This window comes from Pseudomonas huaxiensis, assembly GCF_003231275.1.
GTDB classification, from domain to species: domain Bacteria; phylum Pseudomonadota; class Gammaproteobacteria; order Pseudomonadales; family Pseudomonadaceae; genus Aquipseudomonas; species Aquipseudomonas huaxiensis.
This window is the reverse complement of the sequence record NZ_QKVL01000006.1, coordinates 135889-159909: the sequence shown is the minus strand read 5'-3', so window position 1 is coordinate 159909 and position 24021 is coordinate 135889. Positions and strand designations below refer to the sequence as shown.

The window sequence follows — 24021 nt, the reverse complement described above, 5'->3', positions numbered from 1 at the left end:
CGGGGAATGATAGCGTGCTACCCATTCTCCACCGCCCGCAGAGATTTCGCCGATGAAAAAGACCGTCCTTGCCTTCAGTCGCATTACCGCGCCGATGGTCGAACGCCTCCAGCAAGACTTCAATGTGATCGTGCCCAACCCGAAGCTGGGCGATATCGCCGCACAGTTCAACGAAGCCCTGCCCGAGGCCCACGGCCTGATCGGCGTAGGCCGCAAGCTGGGCCGCGCGCAACTGGAAAACGCCGCGAAACTCGAGGTGGTGTCCAGTGTGTCGGTGGGCTACGACAACTACGACCTGGCCTATTTCAACGAACGCGGTCTGGCCCTGACCAACACCCCGGACGTGCTGACCGAAAGCACCGCCGACCTCGGTTTCGCCCTGATCATGAGCGCCGCCCGGCGCACCGCCGAACTGGACGCCTGGACCAAGGCCGGCCAGTGGCAAGCCACCGTCGGCCCGGCGCAGTTCGGCAGTGACGTGTTCGGCAAGACCCTCGGCATCGTCGGCCTCGGCAACATCGGCGCGGCTATTGCCCGGCGCGGACGTCTCGGCTTCAACATGCCGGTGATCTACGCCGGTAACAGCCGCAAGGAAGCGCTGGAGCAAGAACTGGGCGCACGCCATGTGAGTCTTGAGCAGTTGCTGGCCGAGGCGGATTTCGTGTGTTTGGTGGTGCCGCTCAGTGCGCAGACCAAACACCTGATCGGTGCTGAACAACTGCAGCAGATGAAGCGCAGTGCATTCCTGATCAACATTTCCCGCGGGCCGGTGGTGGATGAGGCGGCGCTGGTGCAAGCGCTGCAGAACGGCGTGATTCGCGGCGCGGGGCTGGACGTGTACGAGAAAGAGCCGCTGACTGAATCGCCGCTGTTCGCGTTGAGCAATGCGGTGACCTTGCCCCATGTGGGTTCGGCAACCGCCGAGACCCGCGAAGCCATGGCCAACCGCGCCATCGACAACCTGCGGGCGGCGCTGCTGGGCGAGCGGCCGCGGGATCTGGTGAATCCGCAGGTCTGGAAGTAATTTTTCGGGCCTCATCGCCGGCAAGCCGGCTCCCACAGGGTGCGGTGCATGCTGGTCCTGTGGGAGCTGGCTTGCCAGCGATAAGGCCCTGACTACCTCAACACAGCCCCACCCACCGCAACCTTCGGCTTGGGTTTGCGAAACACCAACACATTCCCCACCATCACCAACACCAGCCCCATCAACGCCGGCGCCGTCCACTGATACCCCTCCACCACCGCCGATACATTCAGCGCCACCAACGGGAACAGCACGGTGCAATACGCCGCCCGCTCAGGCCCCATGCGCCCGACCAACGTCAGATACGCGGTAAAGCCGATCACCGACCCCGGAATCACCAGATACAGCAGCGACCCGACATACTGCGCGCTCCAGTCCATGGCAAACGGAATCCCGCTGACCAGGCAGTACATCGCCAGCATCCCCGCGCCATAGGCCATGCCCCAGGCATTGGTGGTCATCGGCCGCAGCCCGGCCTTCTGCTGCACGCTGGAAAGCATGTTCCCCGCCGAGAAACACAGCGTGCCGGCCAGTGCCAGGCCCAAGCCCATCAGGGTTTCATGGCTGGCAGCCTGCCCGGACAACTCCGGCCAGAACAGCAGCCCCAGCCCGCTCAAACCGAGCGCCCCGCCCAACAGCACGTTGGCGGCGATCTTCTGCCCGAAGAACAGCCGCGCATTCAGCGCGTTCCATAGGGTGGCGGTGGAAAACACCACGGCGATCAGCCCGGTGGTGACCCACTGGCTGGCAGTCAGGAAGCACATGAAGTTGACGCAGAACAGGCACAGCCCTTGCGCCACGCAGACCAGATGTCCGCGGCGGTTCATCGGTTGCAGCTTGCGCGTCAGCAACAGCACGACGAACAGCACCAGTGCCGCCAGGGCGAAGCGCCAGACGATGGACACAGGAATCGCCACCACGCCCAGTTGCAGTTTCAGGGCAATCCAGGTGGTGCCCCAGATCAGGACGGTAAGCAGATACAGCGACAGGTTCATGGCAAGCCTCCCAAGGTTGCCGTCAGTGTCCCGCGCCGTTCGGGCGGGCCGCTTGCACAAACTTGCGCTTTTGTCGGGCCAGCCGCTGTCAGGGCCATCTCACAGGCGTAGGATGGCGTCGGAGGTAGCCGCCATGACCGCGCTCGATCAGTTACAGGTTTTCAAATCCATGCACGCGTCCCCCCACGCTCGCCTGGAACACAGCGCGCAGCTCGGCGACGGCATGGCCGCGGCCCTGTGGAGCAACCGCCATGACGCCCGCGACTACGAGGCGCCCAGCCACCACACGTTGTCGTGCTACATCGCCGACGGCACCGGCACCTTCCGCCGCGAACGCCCGGCCACCAAAGGCGCCCCGGACAAGCTGTGCATCATGCCGGCCGGCTGCGTCTCGAACTGGGTGGTCAACGGCAATATCCGACTGGCCCACCTGTACATCAGCGAAGAACAGTTTGCTCTCGGCTGCGTCACCCTGCTCGACCGCGAACCCCGCGAACTGCAACTGCGCGAAGCGGACTTCGTCGAAGACCCGGAGCAGGCGCGGCGCTTTCGCCAACTGATCACCCTGAACTGGGAAGAACCCGGCGAACGCCTGCTGACCAGCAGCCTGGCCCACGAGATTCTCAGCCACGCGATTCTCAGCGAAGTCGGGTTGCGTGAAGGGCTCAAGCGCAAGGGCGGACTGGCCGCGCACCAGCGTCGGCAACTGGTGGATTACATCGACAGCCACCTGGAACAGTCCATTGGCCTGAGCGAACTGGCGGCGCTGTGCAACCTGTCCGAATACCATTTTGCGCGGATGTTCCGAGAGAGCTTCGGCCTGCCGCCGCACCAGTACCTGCTGGCCCGGCGCCTGGCCAAAGCGCGGCAGTTGCTGGCTTGCGGGGATCTGCCACTGGTTGAAGTGGCGCTGGCGTGCGGGTTTGCCAGTGCCAGCCATTTCAGCAACCGGTTCCGGCAAGCGGTGGGGGCGACGCCGGGGGCTTATCGGTTGGCGTTGCGGTTGGGTTGAAGGGTCTCATCGCTGCATGGGTTCTACACACCTTTCGGTCACGTGGTAACTGGAAGGCGCCTGTCATAAGACCGAGTAATTGCTATCAGGTGCTAGCCGACAGTTTTTCAGCGCTTTCAAGATCGAGCGCCGCCCGCGCGGCGCATCGCGAGCAAGCTCGCTCCTACATGGGTTGCAACGCGCCTATGTCTGTCAGGCCATAGTTGAACGCCTTGTTTGTACGACGCGGTATTGGGTCGGTTTGAACAGCCTCCCCGCGATTCATCGCCAAACGCCAAGGGCAGGCATCTCCTCTCTGTCAGGCCATGGCGCGTTGCAACCCATGTAGGAGCGAGCTTGCTCGCGATGCGCCGCGCGGGCGGCGCTCGATCTCAAGAGCGCTGAAAATCCATCGACATATGCATAGCAGCCGTAACCGGGCCTCACGACGAGCGCTTTGCGGCCGCTACCATTCAAAAAGTTATGTAGATACCCACGCAGCGATAGCACCCTCAACTTCACAGAAGTATCAGAACTCCAGCGTGCTCGACAAACTCACCTGCCGCGAATCCCCCACCGCCACAAAGTACCGGTTCACCGCCGAGCTGTAGTAGGTCTTGTCGAACAGGTTCTTCACGTTCAACTGAAAGCGCACTTTGTGCTCGTCCATCCGGGTCTCGTAGCTGGCGAACGCATCCGCCACGGTATAAGACGGCAGGTCGAAGTCGTTGACCGGGTTCCCCGCCCGCTCACCCACATAACGCGCGCCCGCGCCCACCCGCAGGCGGTCACCGCCGAACACGCTGCCAACGTCATACACCGCCGACACCGAGCCACTGTGCTTCGCCACGTTCTGCAAACGGTTGCCCTTGTAATCCGGGTCCTTGGTCACTTCGGCATCGGTGAAGGCGTAGCTGCCGATCAGGCTCCAGCGCTCGCTCAACTGGCCGCTGACGTCGACTTCCAGCCCACGGGAACGCACTTCGCCGGCGTTGCTGTAGACGGTGTCACCGGTGGTGGTATCGAAGTTGGAAACCAGCACGTTCTGCTTGGTGATATCGAACAGCGCGACGGTGGCGCTGAGCGAATCCGGCAAGTCGAGCTTGGCACCCAGTTCCCAGGACTTGCCCTCTTCCGGCGCGATCGCCGAGTCCAGCACCAGGCCGCCAGTCAGCGGGGCGATGCTGGAGTTGGGTTTGAACGATTCGCTGTAGCTGCCATAGAACGACAGGGTGTCATCGACGCGATAGACCACGCCGGCATGGGGTGTCCAGGCCTGGTCCTGGTTGTTGGTGTTGGCCTTGAACGGGCGACCACGACCCGCGAGCTGGTCGTAGGTCTGCCAGCGCGCACCCGCCACCAGAATCCAGTGCTCGTCCAGATGCAGGGAGTCCTGGAAGAAGATCGAGTCGTTGCGCAGTTTGTCGGTCTGGGCGCTGTCGCTGGCGCGGACGGTGGTGCCTTCGACTTCGCGGCCATACACCGGGTTGAGGTAGCTGAAGGTGCTACGGCTGGTCTGGCGGATCAGGTCGGAGCGGTAGATCTTGCGGTACTCGCTGTCGACGCCGAACAGCAGGTCGTTCTGCAAGCCGGCGATCTGCACCTTGCCGTCGAAACTGAGGGTGGCAAAGCGGTCGGTGCTCAGCGAGCCACGGGTGCCGTCGATGCTGCGGGTCAGGGTGCCGGCGGTGGTGTTCACGCCGGTCACCCGGACCTGGCTGGCGTCGTAGGTTTCGCGGTTGAAGCTGTAGCCGAAGTGGGCTTTCCAGTCATCAGAAAACTGGTGGTCGATTTCCAGCCGGTACAGGTCGGAGCGGCCTTCCATGTCGTTGAACGGCTCGTCCAGGCGACGCTCGCGGGGGATGTTCAGCGCGCGATTGGTGCGCGGGTCGATCGCGGTGCCACGGTCGAACGGGTAGAGGAATTCGCGGTGCTCGTAGGCCAGCTGCACCTGGGTGTTTTCGCCGTACCAGGCCAGCGACGGCGCCACCAGCGTTTCGCGGTGGACACCGAAGTTGCGCCAGTAATCTTCGTCTTCGTGGTCGAGCACCATCCGGTAGGCCAGCCCGCTGTCGCCCAGCGCGCCGGTGCTGTCGATGCCGCCGCCGCTGCCGTTCTTGCCTTCGCCGTAGGTCGAGCCGCGCAGGTTGATGGCGTTGTAGCTTTGCAGTTGCGGGCGCTTGCTGACCACGTTGATCACCCCGCCCGGGTCCTGGATGCCGTACAGCAGCGAGGCCGGGCCCTTGAGCACTTCGACCCGCTCGGTGGTGGCGTTGAGGCTGCGGCCCTGCACGATGGGCATGCCGTCGCGCATGATCGAGCCGTCGCGGTTGTCGCCGAAGCCACGCTTCATCACGGTGTCGGAGGTGCCGCCGAAGTTGTTGCCCTGGGTGATGCCGCTGACGTTGTACAGCGCGTCGTCGAGGTTGCGCGGAGTCTGGTCCTTGAGCACCTGTTCCGGCACGACGTTGATGGCGTGAGGGATTTCCATGCTCGACGCCGCGCCGCGCATGATCGAGCTGGTCTCCGGCTGGCGGTAGCTACCAACACCATCACGCTGCGAAGAGACGGTGGTGGCATCAAGGTTCAGGGCGCCGGCATCGCGGGCCAGCGGTTCGAGGGTCAGGGTGCGGGCGTTGATCCGGCGGTAGCCGTAGCCCGAATTCGCCAGCAGGCGTTGCAGGGCCTGCTCGGCGCTGAGCCGGCCACTGAGTGCGGGCGCTTGCAGGTTCGGCAGATCGACGGTGTAGACCACACTCAGCCCGGTCACCCGGCTGAAATCGCTCAGGGCCTGGGGCAACGGCTTGCCGGGCTGGTCGAACGCGTAGACCTGCTCGACCTGCTCGGCGGCGAACGCCGGAACCGCGCAGGCAGCCATAAGCCCCGCCGCCACACCGATAGAAATGCTGTGAACCACCGCCGATCTTGCCTTCATGCCGATGAACCTGTGAGAGAAGCCTTCATATATGCGAATCAATCGCACTTCCACTCACTACACGGACGCCGCCGCGGGATACCTCACCTGAATCTGAAAATATTTTTTCAGCGCAGCAAAGTGACCCGCCCGAGCAGGGTGTGACGCTGGAATCCGGCCACCGCGCCAAGGGCGTCGAGGGCCGCCAGCGGGTCGTTACTGGGGAAGCTGCCGCTGACCTTGCGCGCCGCCAGCTCGTCGCCGACCAGGACGATGCGCCCCGGGTAATAACGGGCGAGGTCGTCCACCACCTGGCCCAGCGGCGCCTGGTAATAATTCAGCCAGCCCTGACGCCAGGCCAGGCGGCTTTCGCTGTCGACGCCATGGACATTGCCGGCGCGACCGTCGCGGTAATCCACTTGCTGGCTGGCGCCGAGCACCTGCTGCGGCTGGCCTTCGGCGGCAGTGACACCGACCCGGCCGGAGAGCACCGTGACCTCGGCGCCTTCCTGCTGGCGACGGACTTCGAACCGCGTGCCCAGCACCTCGGTGCGGCCGCCCTCGGCTTCGACGATGAACGGTTCGCCGGTATGACTGACCTGGAAGAACACCGCACCGCGGTGCAACTCGATACGGCGCTGGCCCTTGCTGAAATCGACGCTGATGGCGGTGTCGGCATCCAGCACGAGCTGCGAGTTGTCGGCCAGGGTCACCTGGCGAATCTGCCCGACGTCGGCCACATAATCCGCACCGAGGTCGCGCAACCAGTCGCCGGGATGCCAACCGGCGCCGACGCTGACCATCAACACTACCGCTGCCGCCGCGGCCAGACCGCCAACACGCCGGCCGATTCTCGACCAGGGTGCCGCGGCGGGCCGAGCCATGGCGCGCAGGTATGCTTGCAACACCGCGTCCTCTTCCTGCGCCAGCCGCGCCGCCGGTTCCGCGCTGCGTTGCCATAGCGCCTGGGCCTCGCGATAGGCCCGCGCATGCGCCGGATCGGCCAGCAGCCAGCGCTTGAAGGCGGCGCCTTCGGCCAGCGCCGGCTGCCCGCTGATGCGGGTCAGCCAGTCGAGGGCCATCTGCTGCTGTTGGGGAGTGGCTGAAGCGTTCATCGCGGCGCGGTTCCAGGCTTGCGGGGCAGCTCGGGCTCTGCGGCGACACTCGCCTTGCAGGCCTCGAGGGCCCGCATCATATGTTTTTCCACCGCGCTTTGGGACACCTGCATGACCTTGGCGATTTCGCCGTAGGTGCGTCCGTGAATGCGGTTGAGCAAAAAGATGTGCCGGGTGCGCTCGGGCAGCTCCCGCAGCGCCGCTTCGATCCGACGCAGGTCGCTGTCGGCTTCGAGCGCGGCCTGGGGCTCGCTTTCCAGCGCCTGTTGAATCGGCTCGGGCAGGTTGTCGTTGATCCGCTCGCGAGCGCCTTCACTGCGCAGGTGGTCGATGGCGATATTGCCGGCGCAGCGCATCAGGTAGCTGTCCAGCGCTTCAACCTCGACCTGCGGCCGACGCCAGAAGCGCAGGAACAGCTCCTGTACCAGATCGGCCGCCGTGGCCCGGCAACCGACCCGCCGGCTGACCAGGCTTTCCATCCGCGCACGCTGGGCCAGAAACACCTGCAGAAAGCGGGCGCGGGCCGGGGCGTCGGCGGACGGCGGGTCGAGGGGTTCGCTCATCGGTTCAGATCAGCCCCAGTGCGGAAAACGGCGCCAGCAACAGGCTCGCCGCCGCCAGCCCCAGCAGCCAGCGCGGCCGGTACGGCAAGGCGAACACCCACAGGCACAGGCCGGCCATCAGCACGCCGGACAATTCGACCAGGCCCATCGCCCAGCCGCTGTGATGCACGGCGGCGGCCAGGGCCAACGCCATCAACAGCCAGCCGGCGACACGCAGCCCTTTAAGTTGCCGCCGGGTCGGCTTGCGTTCGAGCAGGTCGCTGAAGTGCTTTTCCATGGCCAGGCACAAAGCGGCAGAACCGGCGAAGGCCAACAGCGCAATGGCCAGCATCAGTGCACCTCCACTTCACGGGTGGCCACCGGTGCGGCCTTCGCCGCTTTCGGCGCGCGCTTTGCCGCCTGCACCGCCGGGCGCAGCATCTTGCTGGCGGTCCAGGCGAAGAACAGGCCGCAGCCCAGGGCCGTCAGGTCGAAGCCGGCCATGGCCCAGTCGCCTGCGGCCAGCGAGTGGTTGAGGCCGGCGCCGGTGGTCAGGCCGTTGAGCAACGGCAGTCCGCCCCAGGCCAACGCCGCCAGCGCCAGTTGTTCGCCCCAGGCTTTGCGGCCAGGTCGCAGCAGCGCATGCAGCAAGCCCAGCAGCCAGACGCCGAAGAAGGTGTTGACCTCCCAAGCGGAGCGTCCTTCCAGCGCCACCGGCAACAGGCGATTGGCCCAGAAGAAGCCGGCGATTCCGAGGATCAGCCCGCTCATGCTGGCGATGTTCAGCACTTCCACCAGCCGCAGTTCGAACGGTTGGGTGCCACTTTTCGCGTGCTTGAGCTGGCGCTTGCCCAGCCACATCACCAGCCCGGTACCGATCACCGCCGTGCCGGCCAGACCGAAGAAGAAGTACAGCCAGCGCAGCAGCGGCCCGGCGAACTCGCCCATGTGCAGGCCGTAGAAACCACCCGCGATCAGCACCGGTGCCGGGTTGGCCAGTTCGCTGTAGGCCAGGGTGCCACCAGCGCCCTCGACCACCCAGCCAACACCGCGCTGACGGGCAATGTGCGCGCCGGTTTCGGGGATGAAACGAATGCGCGCATTGAGGTCGCCCGGCTGCTGCACTTCGACCCAGCCGATAGAACTGCCCGGCGCCGCTTCGACGATCTTGTGGTGCAGCGCCGCCAGCGACTGCAACGGCACCGGCTGGTTGGCCCGCTCGACGGTGGGCTGCGGACCGAACACTTCGTTGAAGAACGCCCGGGTGTCGTTGCCGTAGCTGGCGAGGATGCTCGCCGGCATGACCATGGACATGAAGATCACCAGGCTGCTGTAGCTGATCATCAGGTGGAAGGGCAGCACCAGCACGCCGATCGCGTTATGCCCGTCGAGCCAGGAGCGCTGGCCCTTGCCGGGGCGGAAGGTGAAGAACTCCTTGAAGATCTTCTTGTGGGTGATGATCCCGGTCACCAGCCCCACCAGCATCATCAGCGCGGCAAACGTGGACAGCCAGCGGCCCCACGGGTACGGCATCTCCAACTGGAAATGGAAGCGGTAGAAGAACTCGCCGCCCAGGCTGTCACGCGGGGTGATTTCAGCCCCGCTGGCCGGGTCGAGGGTCTTTTCCGTGAAGTCGCGCCGCCCGGCGCCGGGCGCGCGCCAACCCACCGTCAGCGCCGGCTCGCGGGCGTGCGGCAACTGGATGAACCAACTGCCGGCATCGGCGGCGTTGCGTTGCAGGTAATCCTGGGCCATCGCCAGACTGGCGGCGCCGTCGAGCGGGCGCAGCGGGATTTCCGGCTGGCTCCAGTGGGTAATCTCGGACTTGAAGTAAGACATCGTGCCGGTCAGGAAAATCGCGAACAGCAGCCAGCCGAAAATCAGTCCGGCCCAGGTGTGCAGCCAGGCCATGGCCTGGCGAAAGCCCTCTTTCATGCGTTGGTCACCCACCACGTCAGTCCGTTGATCACCCCCAGCAGCGCACTGGGCGCCAGCACGCCGAACCAGGCCAGCAACGCGCTGCGCGCAGCAAAGACCCAGATGAACGCCCCCAGGTAAAACAGGAACGACAGCATCATCCCGCTGAGCACCGCTTCGGCCCGGGGAATCGGCAGCAGCAGGCTGAAACAGACACTGGCCATCGCCGCCAGCAGGTAGCCGCCGAGCAGCGCCGCAAGGCAGCGGGACGCCACGGCCATGCGGTAACTCAACGGCAGCCCGGCGGCTTTGCTTTTCATGAGGGAGATTCCAGGGCGGAAAAGGCCGCCAATATAAATGATAAGGATTCTCACAAGCAAAACTGTCTGACCGACGCCCTCGCCGAATGATTCCTACAGACCGCCAGTCAACGTCCGATTGCCGAATTCCGGCTTTCACTCATACAATGCGAACAATTCTTATTCTGTTGCGCATCCCGGCGCCGGAGTGTCCACGGTGCCCAGTGCCCCAACCGCCCTGTCTACATCGGTCGAAGGTCTTTACCACGATCACCACCACTGGCTGACCGGCTGGTTGCGGCGCCGTCTCGGCTGCCCGGACAGCGCCGCCGACCTGGCGCAGGACACCTTCATGCGCCTGCTCCAGGCCCGCGAAACGCCGGCGCCGAACGAGCCGCGGGCGTTCCTCACCACCGTGGCCAAGCGCGTGCTGTTCAACCACTACCGCCGCCAGGAGCTGGAGCGCGCCTACCTGCAGGCGCTGGCGCAACTGCCGGAAGAGGTCGCACCGTCGGAAGAACACCGGGCGATCATCTTCGACACCCTGCTGGAACTGGACCGTCTGCTCGACGGCCTGCCGGCGCAGGTCAAGCGCGCCTTCCTGCTGGCCCAGGTCGACGGCCTGACCTACAACGAAATCGCCGCGCAACTGGGGATTTCCCTGGCCACGGTCAAACGCCATCTGAACAAGGCCGCCCTGCGCTGCTACTTCGCCCTGTGAACACACCGAATCCCGCGTTTTCCCATCAAGTGGCCGAGCAGGCCGTGCACTGGCTGATCGAACTCCAGGGCGGCACGCTGGATCACCGTCAGCAACTGGCCATGGAGCGCTGGTTGCAGGCCAGCGAAGAACACCGTCGGGCGTGGGCGCATATCCAGCGGGTCAACCAGCGCCTGGGCGGGCTGTCCTCGCCGCTGGCCCATGCCACCTTGCAGGCGCCCGCCTCGGCCAGCCGCCGTCGTGCGCTGAAAATGCTGTTGCTGCTGGGCGCCGGCAGCGCCGTCGGGTTTGGCCTGAACGCCAACCACAGCTTGACGCCGCTGCTGGCTGATTACCGCAGCCCGCTGGGCCAGCGCCGGCAAATGCGCCTGGACGACGGCAGCCAACTGCACCTGAACACCGCCAGCGCCGCCGATGTGCGTTTCGACGCCGAGCAGCGCCTGATTCACCTGCTCGAAGGCGAGTTGCTGCTCACCGTGACCAATGACAGTCGCCCGTTGCGGGTACAGACCGACGACGGCCTGCTGGACCTTTCCGCCGGGCGTTTCAACGTTCGCCAGTGGTCGCGGCACAGCAGCGTGGCGGTGTTCCAGGGCAGCGCCAGCCTTGATGGTGCCTTGCTGGAAAGCGGCCGCCAGGCCCGCTTCGACGCCAGCGGCTGGAGCGCCAGACGCCCGCTGGACGCCAACAGCGGCGCCTGGGTCGACGGTATGCTGGTGGCCGCGCACATGCCGCTGGGCGAGTTCCTCGACGAGTTGGGCCGCTACCGTCGCGGGCAGCTCAATTGCGATCCGAGGGTCGCGGGGCTGCTGGTATCGGGGAGTTATCCACTGGCGGACAGCGAGCGGATTCTTGATCTGCTGGAAGTGGCGTTGCCGGTGCGGGTGAAGCGCTTTACGCGGTATTGGGTGACGGTGGAAGGCCGGGCTTGATGGGTATTCTTTAGGGCCTCATCGCTGGCAAGCCAGCTCCCACAGATTGCGCAAAACCTGTGGGAGCTGGCTTGCCAGCGATGAGGCCCTAAAGAACAACTCAAAAATTCAGTGAGCCGTTTCCCCCGCCTCGCGTGACAGAGAAGACAGAACCCTTCCGCTCCTGACTTCTCAAGGATCCCGAAATGCCCTTGCGCCCAAGCCCGCTTGCTCTCGCCCTGCTGCTGACCTTCAGCGCCATCGCCCCGACCCAGGCCGCCGATGCCCCGGCGCGCACTTACCAGATCGCGCCGATGCCACTGGAAAACGCCCTGAACCAGTTCGGCCGGGAAAGCGGTGTGCTGATTTCCTTCGGTTCGGAAGTCACCCAGGGTCTGCAAAGCCACGGCCTGAGCGGCAACTTCACCGCCGAGCAAGCCCTCGCCGCGCTGCTGCACGGCACCGGCCTGTACGCACGCGCCGAAGGCGACAACGCTTTCAGTCTGCAACCGGCGAACAGCGCCGCCAGTGCGCCGGTCGAACTGGGCGCTTCCAGCGTGGTGGGCGACTGGCTCGGCGACGCGGCGCAGGACAACGTCTTCGAGCACGCCGGTGCCCGTGACGTGATCCGCCGCGAAGAATTCGAACGCACCGGCGCCAGCAGCGCGCGGGAAGTGCTCAACCGCATCCCGGGGGTCAACGCGCCGGAAAACAACGGCACCGGCAGCCACGACATGGCGCTGAACTTCGGCATCCGCGGCCTCAATCCACGCCTGGCTTCGCGCTCCACGGTACTGATGGACGGCATTCCGGTACCCTTCGCGCCCTATGGCCAGCCGCAACTGTCCTTTGCCCCGATCAGCATGGGCAACATGGACGCGGTGGACGTGGTGCGCGGCGGCGGCGCGGTGCGCTACGGGCCGCAGAACGTCGGCGGCATCGTCAACTTCGTGACCCGGGCGATCCCGGACGAACCGACCGTCAAGGCCGGCCTGCAAACCCAGACCAGCCCGTCGTCCAGCCACGACGGCTTCAAGAGCAGCGCCAACCTGCTCGCCGGCGGCACCGCTGACAACGGCCTCGGTGGCGCCCTGCTCTACTCCGGCACCCGCGGCGGCGACTGGCGCGAGCACAGCGACACGCAGATCGACGACCTGATCCTCAAAGGCAAATTCCAGATCGACGAGGCCAACAGCCTGCATGCCATGGCCCAGTACTACGAGGGCGAAGCGCAGATGCCCGGCGGCCTGAGCACGGCCGCGTACGACGCCGATCCGTACCAGTCGACCCGCCTGCAGGACGAGTTCTGGGGCCGGCGCACGATGTTCAACGCCGGCTACGACTACAAGGACGGCGAGCGCCAGTTCAGCGTCAACAGCTTCTTCACCAAGACCCTGCGCAGCGGCTACCTGCGCCAGGGCAACTCGATTTCGCTGTCACCACGCGAGTACTGGGTGCGCGGCCTCGAGACCCGCTTCACCCAAGGCTTCGCGCTGGGCGACAGCCACCACGAAGTCGGCCTCGGCTACCGCTACGTCAACGAGGCCGGCCACGAACTGCGCTTCATGGAAGCGGTGAGCGCCAATCGCCTGCCGTCCACCGCCAGCCTCAACGACCGCGACACCCGTGGCGCCACCGAAGCCCACGCGCTGTTCCTCGATGACCGCATCGACATCGGCCAGTGGACCATCACGCCGGGCATCCGCTACGAGATGATCGACTCGCGGCAGAACAACAACCTCACCGGCAAGGACTACCAGGGCAGCTACAACACCGCCCTGCCAGCGCTGAACGTGATGTACCACCTGAGTGAGAGCTGGAACCTCTATGCCAACACCGAAGGCTCCTTCGGCAGCGTGCAGTACAGCCAGATGCCGAACCGCGTGAACCAGGGTGAAGTGAAGCCGGAGAAGGCGCGTACCTGGGAAGTCGGCACTCGCTACGATAACGGCAACTTGCAGGCAGAAGCCGGCCTGTTCCTCATCAACTTCGACAATCAGTATGAGAGCAACCAGACCAACGACAGCGTCATCGCCCGCGGCGAAACCCGTCACCAGGGCCTGGAAACCAGCGTGAAATATGCACTCGATGGGCTGACCCCGGCGCTGGCCGGTTTCGATGTGTACGCCAGCTATGCATTCGTCGACGCCACCATCCGCGAAGACGGCGCCAACAAGGGCAACCGCGTACCGTTCTCGTCGCGGCACAAGGGCACGCTGGGTGTGGGTTACAGCGAAGGTGCGTGGAAGCTCAACCTGGACAGCACCTACCAGAGCGACCAGTTTGCCGACAACGCCAATACCTCGGCAGAAAGCGCCGACGGCAGCACCGGACGCATCCCCGGCTACATGCTGTTCAGCAGCCGCGCGGCGTACGACTTCGGTCCGCAACTGTCGAACCTGAACGTGGCGGTAGGGGTGAAGAACATCTTCAATCGTGAGTACTTCACGCGCTCGTTCGACGACAACAACAAGGGCAAATACGTGGGTGAGCCGCGCACGGTTTATCTGCAAACGTCCGTGGCGTTCTGAAGACCCTGGGGGCCGCGTTGCGGCCCTTCCTGGGCAAGAGTGAAATGCCCCCATGCAACTTATCTACCGGATCCTAACCCCATTTCCCAACCCACTTGAAACAAAATATTTTTATTTTTTAGGGGGTTGAAATGTTCGTCCAAGTGCCTGACCTTGTAGTCAAGAGGCAATGATTCCCACAGAGCGCAAAGCTCCTGGTCAGTCTCTTGCGAGCTAGCTGAATAAGGATTGGAACCATGCAAATCCAGGTCAACAGCGACAACCATATTCAAGGCAGTATCCGGCTGAACGAGTGGGTTCGCAGCACGGTAGAAAGCAGGCTCGAACGCTACGAAGAGGACCTCACCCGAATTGAAGTCCACATGCGCGATGAAAACGGCGACAAGCCAGGCCCGCATGACAAACGCTGCCAGATGGAGGCACGCCCAAAAGGCCATCAACCGATTTCCGTATCCCACAAAGCCGAATCGCTGGAACTGGCTGTCGAGGGCGCCGCAGAGAAATTGAACCACGCGCTGGAGCACTATTACGGCAAGCAGCGCAGCAAACGCGCAGTCACCCAGCAAGAAAGCAGTGCCAATGACGCCGACGGGCTGCTGCAGGAAGAATTCCTGGAAAACGAACAGGCTCGTCTGAGCTGATAATCACGCGGTAACGCGGACGGTAGAGAAAGCCCCTGGCCTTGAGGCCCGGGGCTTTTTTTATGCACCGGCACCCCACCGTCCGGCCCGACCCTTGCAACCTGAGCTGAACTACCCGCCTCGAGGCCAGTCAATCGATGCACGTCATTTGTCAGGTGAGCACCATGCACAATCCCTTTCAGCAGATCAGCGCCGCCTTTTCGGCGCAGTACCGGGTCAACCTGAGTATCGAGCGGCTGGACGGCAGCATCATGCTGACGCTGTCCAACGAAACCGGCGGTGTGGTCGCCAAACGCCTGATCAGCCCGGCCCAGCGCAACGACCCGCAACGCCTGGATCGACTGATCGACAGCGTGCGTTTCGGCATCGCCATCGAGCAGGGCCACAGCGCCATGGACATCCTCGCGGCCATGACCGAACAAGGTGCACCGCACAGCAGGCGTGACAGTCGCTGGGGCACCAGCGCCACCACGCACTAATCCAGCGACCACCATTCGTCGCCCGTTACGTCCACAGTCCGGTCCTCATCGACGAACGGCACCCGACAGCGAACCTGTTCGTACACCCGGCGCACGCCTTCGCCCAAACGAATCCCGCCGCGCAGGTCCACCGCCTGCGCCGCAATCACCGCTTCGATGCGGGTCAGCCATTCCAGCCGTTGCAGCAGCGCGCGGGTCTTTTCGATCACCGCCAGCGCCTGCCCGGCGTAGTCCTCCACGCGGTCAGCCACCGGCACGCTGATGGCCGGAATCGGGTTGGCCAGATGGCTGATCTCCGCCACCAATGCCGCCGCCGTGCGCTGCAACGCCGCCAGCCCGACGCGCCCCGGACGCGGGCTGAGCGAACGCGGCAGGTCACTGGACGACGGCGACAGCAGCTTGGCCATGCGCTCCGCACTCGCCACCGCTACCCGGCTCAACGCCAGTCCCAGTCCTTCAAAGGCCAACGCCAGATGCGTGCTGTCGAAGTTGGCAGTCACCAGCACCTGCCGGCTTTCGTCCACCAGCGCCGGGTTGTCCGCGCCGCTGGCCAGCTCGATTTCCAGCACTTCGCGGGCACAAGCCCAGGCGCGCCGGGCGGCGCCGACGACGATGGTCGAACAACGGAAACTCAATGGGTCCTGCAAACGCCGAGCATGCGACGGATCGTTCAAGTCGCTGCCCGCCAGCAACCCGAGCAAATCGGCCGCCGCCTCGACCTGCCCCGGCGCCGGACGCAGCCCCGCCGCCCGGGGCTGAAACGGCGCGAGGCTGGCGCGGTAGCCTTCGCAAGACAACGCCAGCGCCGCCAGTTGCCGCGCCAGCACACGCTCTGCCTCGATCACCAGCAAGGCGCCAAGGCCGATGCTCGCCGCATTGGCCGAGACCAGCGCCAGACCGTCCTTGTCCCCTGGCACGATCGGACTCAGCCCGGCACGGCGCAGGGCCTCATCCGCCGTCAGTCGCTCTCCGCGGTATTCGACCCAGCCCTGCCCCTGCAAGGCCAGGGTCAGATGGGCCAATGGCGCCAGATCACTTTCGCCCAGGGAACCGAGCAAAGGCACTTCGGGATGGATGCCATGGTTGAGCAGATCAAGCAGGCGCTCGGCGCAGGTCAGGGAAATACCGGAGCGCCCCTGGACCAGCCCGGCCAGGCGGGCGCAGATGATCGCCCGCACCTCGCGCCGCTGCGCCAGGCGCCCGACACCCACCGCCCGGCCTGCGGCGATGCGTTGCTGGAACGCCACATCGTCCAGTGCCTGCGCCTGATCCACTGCTGCACCAAGCCCGGTGGTCACGCCGTAGACCGGTTCACCGGCGGCGATCAGCCCACGCAACAGGCGATGCCCGGCCTCGATGCGGCCGCGCGCCGTGCTGCTCAGTTGCAGCGGTGCGTCATCGTCCACCAACGCCAGCAACTGAGGCAGCGCGAGGCCATCAACCCCCAGTTCCAGTGCACTCATGCAAAGCGCAGCCGCTGGCCGATACCCAGCCGACGGGCCTTTTCCAGCAGTGCATGGCCGAGGGCGATATCGCTCAGGCTCAGGCCGCGGTGCCAGAACAGAATGGTTTCCTGCGGGTGCTCGCGACCGGGTTTCAGCCCGGCGACGATCTGCCCAAGCTCTGCATGCAAAGTCTGCTCGCTGAGCCTGCCGGCCTCGACATGGGCACGCAGCGAGCCGAACTGGCCACCCTTGCACTGGCCCCAGTCGTCCACCACCAGCTTGTCCATGATGTCGGTCAGCGACAGCTCCACCGCACTCATGGTGCCGTAGGGCACGACAAAGGCGCCGGGCTTGATCCACTCCGTGCGCAGCAGCGGCTCGGGCTGTTGCAGGCGCGAGGCTTCGACCACGATATCGGCGTCGCGCACGGTGCTTTCCCAGTCTTCCGTGACGATCACCGGCTTGCCCAGATCGCGGCGCAGGCGCTCAGCGAAGGCTTCGCGGCTCTCGGCCCGGCGCGAGTGCACGCGGATCTCGTCGAAGTCGAACAGGTGATCCAGCAGCCGCACATTCCAGTACGCCGTGCCCCGCGCGCCGATGTGCGCCAGCACCTTGCTGCGCGGATTGGCCAGGTGTCGGGCGCCGATGGCGGTCAGCGCGCCGGTGCGCATGTCGGTGATCGCCGAGGCGTCGAGAATCGCCTGGGGCACGCCGGTGGCCGGGTCCAGCAGGTTGAGGATGGCCAGTTCCGAAGGCAGGCCTTGCTGGTAGTTGTCGACGAAGTCGCCCACCACCTTGACTCCGGCGCGGCCAACATCGCCGCCGAGCACGCCGCGCAGCACGTTGAAATGGCCATTGATGGCGCCGCCGGGAATCAAGTGCGTGCGCGGCTCGATCACTGCCGCGCCCTGCCCCTGAAGGGCAAGGCCGGCTTCGACGGCGGCGAGGATTTCATCGTTGTTCAGGTTCAGCTCGGCGACGTCGAGGCCATTGAGGAAGTCGATGTAGATCGGTCGTGTGTTCATGCAATCACAGGCTCCCGCTCACCTTCGCCGCAACGTCCGCTGGCAGCCAGGCACGCCACACGTCGGGGTGGTCGCGCAAAAACGCCTGGGCCACGGCCTTGGGTTGCAGACGCTTTTCTGCCATCTGGCCGAGGGTCTGGTTGAGCAGGTCGATGGGCAAATCGACTTTCTCGAAGAACGCCACCAGTTCCGGGTACTGCGTGCGGAACGGCGCGGACACGCCGATCGCCAGGCGCGCCGGCATCGAGCGGGTGCCGCGCGGGTTGGGGTTGTTGGTATCGGACAGGGTCTTCCAGGCCTCTGCGTCGAACGGCGGTTCTTCCAGTTTCACCAGCTTGTAACGGCCCAGCAGCGGCGTCGGCGACCAGTAGTAGAACAGCACCGGCTTGCCACGGCGGATCGATGCGCCGACCTCGGCATCCAGCGCCGCGCCGGAGCCGGTGCGGAAGTTGACGTAGCTGTCGGTGAGCCCATAAGCCTTGAGCTTCTGGCTGTTGACGATTTCCGAGGTCCAGCCGGTTGGGCTGTTGAGGAAGCGGCCCTTGTCGGGGGATTCCGGGTCTTTGAAGACGTGGGCGTAGCGCGGCAGGTCGGCCACCGATTTGAGCTCCGGCGCCAGCGGTGCAAGGCCACGCTCGGGGTCGCCCTTGATGACGAATTCCGGCACCCACCAGCCTTCGGTAGCGCCCTTGACCGTGTCGCCGAGGCCGAACACCTTGCCTTCGGCTTCGGCCCTGACCCAGGCCGGACTGCGCCCGGCCCATTCTTCACCAATGACCTGGATATCGTTTTTCGCCAGCGCCGCCTCGAGGCTGACGGTGCTGCCCGGCAGCGTGTCGGTGGTGTAGCCGTAGCCCTTTTCCACCAGGGTGCGGAGGATCTCGGTGATCAGGCTGCCGCTTTCCCAGGTGATGTCGCCGAAGTGGATGGGCTGCGGTTTGTCGGCGGCGTGGGTGAGCAGGGATAAGGTCAGCAGCGAGCCGGCCAGGAGGGTTTTCAGTGGTTTCATGGTAGTGCCTCGAATTCGGCCTGACCGTCAGGGCCTCATCGCCGGCAAGCCGGCTCCCACAGGGGTGTGCATGCACCGCTGACCGTGTGGGAGCTGGCTTGCCAGCGAGGGAAACCCGGAGGATCAGAAGTCGTAAGTGAGCTTGGTGTAATAGAACGCCCCCTCGGGCGCCGATGGCGCGAGGTAGCTGTACTGCTGCCCCGGCGTCTGGCGCAGGCGGAGGTTGAAGTCGTCCGGCTTGCTGTTGAACAGGTTGTTGGCGCCCACCGAGAGCTTCAATTGCCTGGTGAACGCGTAGTTCACGTCCAGATCGGTGTTCCACTGCGCCGAGAAGGTCTGGTCGTACTGGGCGTTGGTGGCCGAGGCCGCGTATTTGCGGTACTCGCCGTAGCGCGTCTCGGACAGGCTCACCGTCCACGGGCCGTAGCGATGCACCGCGCCAAGCACCAGCTTGCTTTCCGGGTAACCGTGCTCAAGGAAGCCACGGGCCTCGCGGGTCAGGATGTCGAAGCCGTAAGGGCTGGCATTGACCGACTCGATGGTGGTCCGCGCCTTGGTGAAGCCGGCCGACAGCGCCAGGCTGCCGAACTGCTTGAGGTCGAGGTTGTACTTGCCGACGATGTCGACGCCGCGGGTCCGGGTGTTGGCCGCATTGGTCATGAACTGCGCCCAGCTGTACTGACCGTAGCCGGCAGCGGCGAGGATGCGCTCGGCATCCGGCCCGGAGATGCCGCCGCTATAGAGCAGGCGGTCGCGGATGGTGATCTGGTAGGCGTCGATGGTCAGCGAAGCCTGCTCGCTCGGCCGGAACACCACGCCCAGCGAGTAGTTGGTGGATTTCTCCGGTTTCAGTGCCTCGGCGCCCAGCGCCTGGGCGGCCGGGTGGTCCACCGGCAGCATGCGGGTCAGCACCGGGTTGCCGTTGACATCGACGTTGGTGGTGGTGGTCCAGGACGTGCCGATCTGCCCCAGGGTCGGTGCGCGGTAGGCGCTGTTGACCGTGGCCCGCAGGCCCACTTGCGGGGTCAGTTCGTAGCGCGCCGAGAGCTTGCCGGTGGTGGCCGAACCGAAGTCCGAGTAGTGCTCGGTACGCCCGGCGATACCCACCTGGAATTTCTCGGTGAGCTGGTTTTCCAGGCCGAAGTACACGCCGCCAACATCACGCTTGTAGACGCCTGCGTCATCCGGCGTCAGCCCGGACGCCTGCACCGCGCCGACCTGCACACCGTCGATGCCGCCGTAGGAATAGGAGTCGTAGTCGCCCGCCTCCAAGGTGTACTCCTCGTGGCGGTAGGCGACGCCGGCGGACACCGTCAGCGGGTTGTCCGACCAGGCCACCGGCAGGTCCTTGGTGTAGTCGATGCCGACGTTGGTCTGTTCGTTGATCAGGGTGGCGACGTCGAACTTGGTCGGGCTGCTGGCGCCATAACTCGGGTTGACCGTGTCGAAGGCCAGTTCGTCGTGCTTGTCGCGGCCGTAGGTAGCGCTGATATCGAGGCGGCCGATAACCTCGTCTTCAAAGCGTGAACCCACCGTCAGCGAGGAATCTTCGTAGCGGAAGCGGTATTTCGGGATGGTCCCGTTAGGGTAGATCGCCGCGACGTTATTGGGGCTGGACGCCAGCAACGGCGGCGTGTTGTTGATCGACTTGTCCTGACCGAAGGTGGCGAAGCTGTACAGTCGCCATTGATCGTTCAGACCGACCTCGGCGTTCGCCGCGAGGTTGTATTTGTCACGGCCTGCACCACCCCAGCGCGGGTCCTGCAGCTTGCCGTCGGCGACGTATCTGTCACCGATATCGGTGGGTTTGCTGTTGACGCCGTTGAAGCTCAGGGTCAGGAAACCGTCACCCGGCAGCCCGATGCCGTACCAGCCATCGGCACTCTTGTTGAAACCGTCGCCCTGGCCGTACTGGCCGACCTGGGTATTGAGTTGCCCACCCGTGTCGCGCTCCTTGAGCACGATGTTGACCACCCCGGCCACCGCGTCGGAGCCGTACTGCGCCGACGCGCCGTCACGCAGCACTTCGACGTGGTCGATGGCGCTGATCGGGATCATGTCCAGATCCACCGGCTGGGCGCCAATGAACGGCACGCCGCTGGAAATGTTCACCACCGCCGAGGCATGCCGGCGCTTGCCGTTGACCAGCACCAGCGTCTGGTCCGGCGCCAGCCCGCGCAACGAGGCGCCCTTGGGGTTCTGGCCGCGGGTGGCGCTCTGGTTCTGCGGGAAGTTGAACGACGGCAGCAACTGGAACAGCGCCTGGTTCAGGGTGGTGGCGCCGGTCTGCACCAGCTCTTCGCTGTTGATCACGTCTACCGGCGCGGCGCTGGTCAGCGCGGTAGCGTCACTGCGCCGGGTACCGAGGGCGACCACCCGGTCCAGAGTCGGCACGCTGGCTGCGGAAGTCTGGTTGCGCGCTACCGTGCTGGCGCTGGCGGCGTTGGCTGCTGCGGGCTCGGTGCCATTGCCCTTGATAATGAACGCGCCAGTCGGGCTGACTTCCAGCTCCAGGCCGGTGCCGCGCAAGGCAGCGTTGATCGCCTGCTCGGCGGAGAGATTGCCGTCGACCCGCGCCGAAGAATAACGGCCCAGTTCCGGCGTAAAGGAAATCACCTGACCGCTCTGCCGGCTGATGCTCAGCAGCACCTCGTCCAGCGGGCCGGGATTGATATGCCAGTTCTGCCGCGCCTCGTCGGCGAGCGCCATGCCGCTCAGCAGCAGGCTGAACGCGATGGCACCGGTTGCGGATGTCGTGTTGCGTTGGATCTTGTCTTTGCTCTTGCGCACAACGATTCCCCCCACGGAATCAAACGACGCTGCTCCCTCGGCAGCGCTTACGGGAAGGGTGTGGCGCAGGAAGGGGAAATCTTGCAGATCGATTGGTTATGGGCTTAGAACCGGGTGTGAAGCCGCTACGCCGGCAAAAATCACCGACACATAAGAGCTGCTACAGTCGACCTTAAATCAATTAAGCATTCTCAAAAGAGTTCTTATGACGAGCATCTTTCCACTGGCCTGCGCTGACAGGCTCGAAAAGATTGGGCTTCTGGTCAAAACCAGACGCCTGGAGCGAAAAATTCGCCAGAAAGACCTTGCCGCTCAAACAGGACTGTCCACAACGACACTCGGCAAGATCGAGTCCGGCATTCCAAGCGTCGAGATACGCAGCTACATGACAGCCCTCTGGCACCTGGGGCTGCTGGACGAGGCCTTCCAAGATCCCGCTGTTCCCACCATTGCTCCGCGTGCCACGGAGCACCGCGTCCGTCTCAGGAAATTTTCCGAGGAAGACTTCTGATGGCTTCCGTTTACATCTACATGCAAATACCCGGCTCGGATGACGTCACCACACTGGGCCGCCTGGAAGTCCGTAACGGCATCGGCGAATTCGTCTACAGCCCGGCCTGGGTCGATGCCGGTGGCTGGGTGCCGGACCCTGTCCGTTTTCCGCTGCGATCCCAGCCCTACGGCAAAGCACTACGGCTATCTCGTAGACGAAATGACAAGGCGCAACATCCCCGAAGGGGACCGGCAGGAGCTGTTCAAACGCATCTGCTTCAACATTCTGGTGGGCAACGACGACGATCACCCGAAAAACACAGCAGTGATATTCACAAATGGCGGCTGGCGTCTTTCTCCCCTGTACGACGTGGTGCCCACGACTGAAGGGCAGGCGCCTTCCAGGTTGGCGATGGGTATCGGTCGCTATGGGCATGAACTATCACGGCGCAACCTGCTGAGCCAGGTCGGTCACTTCGGTTTGACTGAGGCTGAGGCTACAGCCGTGATCAATGAAGTTGCTGGCTGGGCTCCTGAGTTGAAAGAGCATTATCACGAGCAGTTGCAGGCGGCCGAGTTGCAGTTGGCAATCGCGGCAATGGGCGCCGAGAAACTGGAAAAGTGAACTCACCAACATTGTCTTTGGCAGTTTTACGCGGACTCACGGGGAGCAAAAACTGCACCTTGGCGATTTGATTTATGCCGGAACCAACGTCACCCAATAATCGCTACGCCGGGCCACCCGAATCGGCAAGGTCCGACTCAGCGCTTCCAGCACCATATCGCTCTGGTCCAGCCGATAGAGTCCGCTGACCCGCAGCCCGGCGATCGCCGGGTCGAGGCGCAGGACGCCGTGGCGGTAAGGCCGCAATGCTTCGATCACCTCGCTGAGCGGGCTGTCGCGCACTTCCAGCAGGCCGTTTACCCAGGCGCTGTCGCCGTTGCGCACGGCCTCGACGACGCCGAAGCGGTAGCGGTCGAAGCTGACTTCCTGTCCAGCCTGGAGCTGCAAGCGATCGCCGCCGCGGGTGACGATCTGCACCGGTGCATCCAGCGCACCAACCCGGCATTGCGCACCGCGCTCGCGTACCAACACCTGCGCAGCACGGGCGAACAGGTCGCCGGCGTCGGTCTGGACGATAAACGGCCGACGATCGTTGACCACCCGCACCAGGCCCTCGCCACCGCGCCATTTGAGCAGCCGACGCTGCTCGTCGAAACGCACGTCGGCAGAGCTCTGTGCGTTGAGCACCAGTTCACTGCCGTCGTCCAGTTGCACGGTCTGGCGCTGGCCGATGCCGGTGGAGATATCTGCGCTCAGGCTGTCCAGTGACGGCAACCCGGGGCTGAGGGTCAGGCCACCGCCGATCATCAGCCCGGCACCCAGCAACGCCCGTTGCAGCACCTTGCGTCGGCTCGACGGCGCATTCAGCGCGCGTTGCAGCACGCTGCCGTCGATGCCCTGGGCGACCGGGACCTGGAACACTCCGAGGGTACGTTCGAGGCGCAGGCACAGTTCTTCGTGACGCGGGTCGCGGGCGCGCCAGGCCTGGAAGGCCTGGCGCTCCGCATCGCTGGCATGCCCCGAGCGCAGCAGCACGACCCAGCGGGTGGCCTGTTCGATCAGGTGGTCCTGTTCAACGCTCATATCACTCCAGACTGGCCTTGAGACAACGGTGGATGGCCTTGGCCATGTAGTCGCTCACCGAGCGTTGCGAGATGCCCAGTTGCGCGGAAATTTCCGGGTACGTCAGGCCGTTGACCTGGGACAGCAGGAAGGTCGCCTTGACCTTGGCCGGCAGGCCGTCGAGCAGGCCGTCGATGATCTGCAGGGCCTCGATCATTTGCGTCAGTTCTTCCGGCGACGGCGCCTGCGCCTCGTCATCAAGGTGCAGGGCCTCAAGGTAGGCCCGCTCCAGGTCACGGCGGCGCCAGAGCTGGTACATCAGGCGCTGGGCGATGGTGGTGAGCAGCGCCCGTGGCTGGCGGATCGGTTCCACACCCGGCGCGCTGAGCAACTGCACGAAGGTGTCGGCGGCGATGTCTTCCGCGCCGCTGTCGCCCAGATGCCGGCGCAAACGCAGGCACAGCCACTGGTAATGACTGCGGAACAGGCCGCCCACGTAATCGCTGTGAGAGTTTTCGATACCGGACATGAATGGCTCCAGAAGGAGGATTGC

At 64.7% G+C, this 24021-nt stretch carries 22 protein-coding genes; 9 read left to right on the top strand and 13 right to left on the bottom strand.

Annotated features, from left to right (window positions below; translation table 11 throughout):
- Positions 1 to 52 precede the first annotated feature (52 nt).
- Positions 53 to 1024 carry a 2-hydroxyacid dehydrogenase gene (locus DM374_RS09950; RefSeq protein WP_110969683.1) on the top strand — a complete coding sequence of 324 codons (972 nt, stop codon included), beginning with the start codon at positions 53 to 55 and terminating at the stop codon, positions 1022 to 1024.
- 92 nt (positions 1025 to 1116) lie between these two features.
- Here DM374_RS09950 and DM374_RS09945 read toward each other — a convergent pair whose 3' ends face one another.
- The gene (locus DM374_RS09945) at positions 1117 to 2019 is read right to left on the bottom strand and encodes a DMT family transporter (RefSeq protein ID WP_110969682.1); all 903 of its coding nucleotides are present in this window, start codon (positions 2017 to 2019) and stop codon (positions 1117 to 1119) included.
- Between the two features lie 133 nt (positions 2020 to 2152).
- Here DM374_RS09945 and DM374_RS09940 point away from each other — a divergent pair, with 133 nt between their 5' ends.
- Positions 2153 to 3031 carry a helix-turn-helix domain-containing protein gene (locus tag DM374_RS09940; protein ID WP_110969760.1) on the top strand — a complete coding sequence of 293 codons (879 nt, stop codon included), beginning with the start codon at positions 2153 to 2155 and terminating at the stop codon, positions 3029 to 3031.
- A gap of 508 nt (positions 3032 to 3539) precedes the next feature.
- Here the strand turns inward: DM374_RS09940 and DM374_RS09935 are convergent.
- The 6 genes from DM374_RS09935 to DM374_RS09910 form a co-directional block, all read right to left on the bottom strand.
- Positions 3540 to 5945, bottom strand: a complete 2406-nt coding sequence (locus tag DM374_RS09935; protein ID WP_110969681.1) for a TonB-dependent siderophore receptor — start codon at positions 5943 to 5945, stop codon at positions 3540 to 3542.
- 107 nt (positions 5946 to 6052) lie between these two features.
- Positions 6053 to 7039, bottom strand: a complete 987-nt coding sequence (locus tag DM374_RS09930; RefSeq protein WP_110969680.1) for a FecR family protein — start codon at positions 7037 to 7039, stop codon at positions 6053 to 6055.
- Positions 7036 to 7602, bottom strand: a complete 567-nt coding sequence (locus tag DM374_RS09925) for an RNA polymerase sigma factor (RefSeq protein ID WP_110969679.1) — start codon at positions 7600 to 7602, stop codon at positions 7036 to 7038. The genes DM374_RS09930 and DM374_RS09925 overlap by 4 nt, the downstream gene beginning before the upstream one ends.
- Positions 7603 to 7606: 4 nt before the next feature.
- Positions 7607 to 7933: a DUF3325 domain-containing protein gene (locus DM374_RS09920; RefSeq protein ID WP_110969678.1), complete on the bottom strand. Its 327-nt coding sequence runs from the start codon at positions 7931 to 7933 to the stop codon at positions 7607 to 7609.
- On the bottom strand, positions 7933 to 9516 hold the full coding sequence (locus tag DM374_RS09915) for a PepSY-associated TM helix domain-containing protein (RefSeq protein ID WP_110969677.1): 1584 nt from the start codon (positions 9514 to 9516) through the stop codon (positions 7933 to 7935). Before DM374_RS09915 ends, DM374_RS09920 begins: the two co-directional genes overlap by 1 nt.
- Positions 9513 to 9818, bottom strand: a complete 306-nt coding sequence (locus DM374_RS09910; protein ID WP_110969676.1) for a DUF3649 domain-containing protein — start codon at positions 9816 to 9818, stop codon at positions 9513 to 9515. Before DM374_RS09910 ends, DM374_RS09915 begins: the two co-directional genes overlap by 4 nt.
- A 196-nt stretch (positions 9819 to 10014) precedes the next feature.
- Here DM374_RS09910 and DM374_RS09905 point away from each other — a divergent pair, with 196 nt between their 5' ends.
- The 5 genes from DM374_RS09905 to DM374_RS09885 all read left to right on the top strand — a co-directional run bounded on the left by DM374_RS09905 (position 10015) and on the right by DM374_RS09885 (position 15080).
- Positions 10015 to 10518: a sigma-70 family RNA polymerase sigma factor gene (locus DM374_RS09905; protein ID WP_110969675.1), complete on the top strand. Its 504-nt coding sequence runs from the start codon at positions 10015 to 10017 to the stop codon at positions 10516 to 10518.
- Entirely contained in the window at positions 10515 to 11450 is a 936-nt protein-coding gene (locus DM374_RS09900; RefSeq protein WP_110969674.1) for a FecR domain-containing protein, read from the top strand. The genes DM374_RS09905 and DM374_RS09900 overlap by 4 nt, the downstream gene beginning before the upstream one ends.
- A gap of 185 nt (positions 11451 to 11635) precedes the next feature.
- On the top strand, positions 11636 to 13960 hold the full coding sequence (fecA, locus tag DM374_RS09895; protein WP_110969673.1) for a TonB-dependent Fe(3+) dicitrate receptor FecA: 2325 nt from the start codon (positions 11636 to 11638) through the stop codon (positions 13958 to 13960).
- 236 nt (positions 13961 to 14196) lie between these two features.
- A complete protein-coding gene (locus tag DM374_RS09890; RefSeq protein ID WP_110969672.1) occupies positions 14197 to 14601 on the top strand; it encodes an HPF/RaiA family ribosome-associated protein in 405 nt (134 codons plus the stop codon).
- A gap of 164 nt (positions 14602 to 14765) precedes the next feature.
- Positions 14766 to 15080 carry a DUF3509 domain-containing protein gene (locus tag DM374_RS09885; RefSeq protein WP_110969671.1) on the top strand — a complete coding sequence of 105 codons (315 nt, stop codon included), beginning with the start codon at positions 14766 to 14768 and terminating at the stop codon, positions 15078 to 15080.
- Here the strand turns inward: DM374_RS09885 and DM374_RS09880 are convergent.
- The 4 genes from DM374_RS09880 to DM374_RS09865 all read right to left on the bottom strand — a co-directional run bounded on the left by DM374_RS09880 (position 15077) and on the right by DM374_RS09865 (position 21268).
- Complete coding sequence (locus DM374_RS09880; RefSeq protein WP_110969670.1) at positions 15077 to 16543, bottom strand: HAL/PAL/TAL family ammonia-lyase; 1467 nt, start codon at positions 16541 to 16543, stop codon at positions 15077 to 15079. The genes DM374_RS09885 and DM374_RS09880 overlap by 4 nt on opposite strands.
- A complete protein-coding gene (locus tag DM374_RS09875) occupies positions 16540 to 17550 on the bottom strand; it encodes an ornithine cyclodeaminase family protein (RefSeq protein ID WP_110969669.1) in 1011 nt (336 codons plus the stop codon). The genes DM374_RS09880 and DM374_RS09875 overlap by 4 nt, the downstream gene beginning before the upstream one ends.
- Positions 17551 to 17554: 4 nt before the next feature.
- Positions 17555 to 18559, bottom strand: coding sequence for an ABC transporter substrate-binding protein (locus DM374_RS09870; RefSeq protein WP_110969668.1), 1005 nt, complete (start codon positions 18557 to 18559; stop codon positions 17555 to 17557).
- A 123-nt stretch (positions 18560 to 18682) separates the two neighbouring features.
- Positions 18683 to 21268 carry a TonB-dependent receptor gene (locus DM374_RS09865; RefSeq protein ID WP_225422472.1) on the bottom strand — a complete coding sequence of 862 codons (2586 nt, stop codon included), beginning with the start codon at positions 21266 to 21268 and terminating at the stop codon, positions 18683 to 18685.
- A 286-nt stretch (positions 21269 to 21554) separates the two neighbouring features.
- Here DM374_RS09865 and DM374_RS09860 point away from each other — a divergent pair, with 286 nt between their 5' ends.
- Both DM374_RS09860 and DM374_RS09855 read left to right on the top strand, forming a co-directional pair.
- A complete protein-coding gene (locus DM374_RS09860) occupies positions 21555 to 21860 on the top strand; it encodes a helix-turn-helix domain-containing protein (RefSeq protein ID WP_110969667.1) in 306 nt (101 codons plus the stop codon).
- Between the two features lie 201 nt (positions 21861 to 22061).
- On the top strand, positions 22062 to 22466 hold the full coding sequence (locus DM374_RS09855; RefSeq protein WP_263854273.1) for a HipA domain-containing protein: 405 nt from the start codon (positions 22062 to 22064) through the stop codon (positions 22464 to 22466).
- Positions 22467 to 22538: 72 nt separating this feature from the next.
- Here DM374_RS09855 and DM374_RS09850 read toward each other — a convergent pair whose 3' ends face one another.
- Entirely contained in the window at positions 22539 to 23489 is a 951-nt protein-coding gene (locus DM374_RS09850) for a DUF4880 domain-containing protein (RefSeq protein WP_110969666.1), read from the bottom strand.
- Between the two features lies 1 nt (position 23490).
- Positions 23491 to 23997: a sigma-70 family RNA polymerase sigma factor gene (locus tag DM374_RS09845; protein WP_110969665.1), complete on the bottom strand. Its 507-nt coding sequence runs from the start codon at positions 23995 to 23997 to the stop codon at positions 23491 to 23493.
- Between the last annotated feature and the right edge of the window lie 24 nt (positions 23998 to 24021).